Raw genomic sequence first — 2,256 nt, forward strand, 5'->3', positions numbered from 1 at the left:
GGCGCAGGGGAGGGAGTCGGCTGCGCGACCTCCTGATCCTTGCCCAGAAATTTTTTGAGTGCCTTGAGCACGGAGGGTCTCGATCATCGAAAGCGGAATGAGACCGCAGTGTAAAGCAACCTACGTGCCCGGCAACAACTACCTGCCGAACGCAGGCGCAATCCGGTCAGCCACTGATCCGATTGCGCCCGGCATCCTTGGCCTGGTAGAGCGACTTGTCCGCACGCCCGACCAGTTCATCCAGGGAGTCGGCCTTGCGCATCTGCGCCAGGCCGATGGAGACGGTAACCCCCGGCAGCCTGCCGCAGGGCGAATAGAAGTCCTTGATCTCCGCCAGGCTCTGGCGCAGGCGCTCGGCGATGGCGATCGCTTCGTCGCGATCGATTTCCGGCAGCAGGATGACGAACTCTTCACCACCGTAGCGCGCCATGCTGTCCTTGGGCCGCAGCTGGTCGCGCAGGGTGTTGGCGACCAGGCACAGGGCATAGTCGCCCGCCAGGTGGCCATGGGTATCGTTGTAGCGCTTGAAGTGATCGACATCCAGCATCAGCAGGCTCAGCGGCTGCCGGTTGAAGGCGCAACGGGTGCTTTCGCGCTCGAACAGCTGCTCGAGGCGCCGACGGTTGAAGAGACCGGTCAGGGTATCGACGTTGGCATTGCGTTCGGTGTCGACGATGAGCTGATTGCCGCGGCGCATCCGTTCGCAGAGGATGCCGAGCAGGTTGTGCATGGCCTTGGAGGAGCGTTCGATCAGCTCCAGCACCAGATCGCGATGCAGGCAAAGCACCAGGGTATCGGCTTCGGCGATGACGTGGGCGCTGGGCCGCTCGCTGTCCATGAAGCTGATTTCGCCCGAGCACTCACCCGGACCCAGCAGATAGATGGGCGGATTTTCCGGCGAACCCAGGTGGACCCGCAGGCGCCCTTCCAGCACGAGGAACATGTACTGGTTGATCACGGCGGGCGAGAGCAGGCACTCACCGGCGACCAGGCTGCGGGTGGCCGAGCGGGCGATCAGGGCTTCAAGCAGATGGGTCTCCACGCCCTTGAACAGGCGCAGGTCCTTCAGGGAAGCGACCGGGACTTCGGCCAGCCAGGCCGACAAGGGGGCGGCCATCAAAGGAACACCCCGGGGGCTGAAAGGAAAACTCGGGCCATAGCTGCTCCATGCACATCACGACCTTCAGGCACCCCTACTGGACCGGATGGGTACCCCAAAGTTCGTTCGCTTTGCCCTTTCCAGGCCTCCATTCGCCCCCAGATTCCGCAAATTGTCGACCGGTTTCCAAAAACGAAGCGGTCCGCTGATTCGCGCTTTATTTTCCGCCGAGGCGTGCCAGCAGCCAGTCCTGGATATCCTGGATTTCCGCCGGAATCACCTCGTGGCGCATGGGGTAACTGTGCCAGAGCGCTTCCACGCCCGCGGCCACCAGCGCCTCGTAGGCCGCACGCCCGAGGGCCAGGGGCACCACATCGTCCTGGTCGCCATGCAGGCACAGGGCCGGGGTCGCCCCACCGCGATTGACCTGGGCGTCTTCGAAGCTGGGCGCGTAGGTCGACAGCGCCATGACCCCACCCAGGGTGGGGCAGGAGGTGTTGTAGGCGGTATGCAACACCACGGCACCACCCTGGGAGAAACCGGCCAGCACGATGCGTTCGGCGGGAATGCCCTGGGCCTGCTGGGTCTCGATCAGGGCCCGTACCGTGGCGGCCGATGCTTCCAGCTGGGCGCGGTCGATGGCCCGGGCCGGATTCATGGCCAGGATGTCGTACCAGGACGGCATGGCCCAGCCACCATTGATGGTGACCGCCTGGGTCGGTGCCTGGGGCAGGACGAAACGGGTCGAGGTCAGGCTGCGCTGCAACAATTCGGCAACGGGTTCGAAGTCATGCTGGGTTGCCCCCAGGCCATGCAACCAAATGACGCAGCTATCGGCGGTTCCGCTGGGCGATTCCAGCACAAGAGGCGAATTTTCCAAGGCTTTGCTCCAGTTTGGTGCCACTAAAAATGGGTGTGGTAACAGATGGTGCACAAAATGCGTGTCGCATTTTCGTAATTTGGTTGTCCGGCTTTTTGCTCGAAGTCTCGCAATTGCCGGGTTTGAGCCAAGTGAGCTTCTGTCGCATTCACTGGTCCGCAAATTGCCTCATCTAGGCTGCGGCCAGGTAGTGCACTAACAGGTAACACTGACTCACTGCTTCGTCATGCCTTCCAGTGCGTCTCCTTCCTCCCTTGATGAAGGACGCCCAGGGATC

General features: G+C 62.6%; 2 protein-coding genes. Both read right to left on the reverse strand.

What is annotated here, in order from left to right:
* Positions 1-166 precede the first annotated feature (166 nt).
* Entirely contained in the window at positions 167-1,117 is a 951-nt protein-coding gene (locus tag GSQ95_RS25680; protein WP_158897066.1) for a GGDEF domain-containing protein, read from the reverse strand.
* A gap of 199 nt (positions 1,118-1,316) precedes the next feature.
* Positions 1,317-1,961 (reverse strand): alpha/beta fold hydrolase, encoded by a 645-nt coding sequence (locus GSQ95_RS25685; RefSeq protein ID WP_158897067.1) that lies wholly within the window; start codon positions 1,959-1,961, stop codon positions 1,317-1,319.
* Between the last annotated feature and the right edge of the window lie 295 nt (positions 1,962-2,256).

It is taken from the genome of Pseudomonas sp. BAV 4579, from assembly GCF_009765395.1.
GTDB lineage: Bacteria > Pseudomonadota > Gammaproteobacteria > Pseudomonadales > Pseudomonadaceae > Chryseomonas > Chryseomonas aestiva.

What these genes read in the sequence shown, in the direction of transcription:
- GSQ95_RS25680 (WP_158897066.1), bottom strand. Translation starts at nt 1,117, where the DNA reads ATGGCCGCCCCCTTGTCGGCCTGGCTGGCCGAAGTCCCGGTCGCTTCC.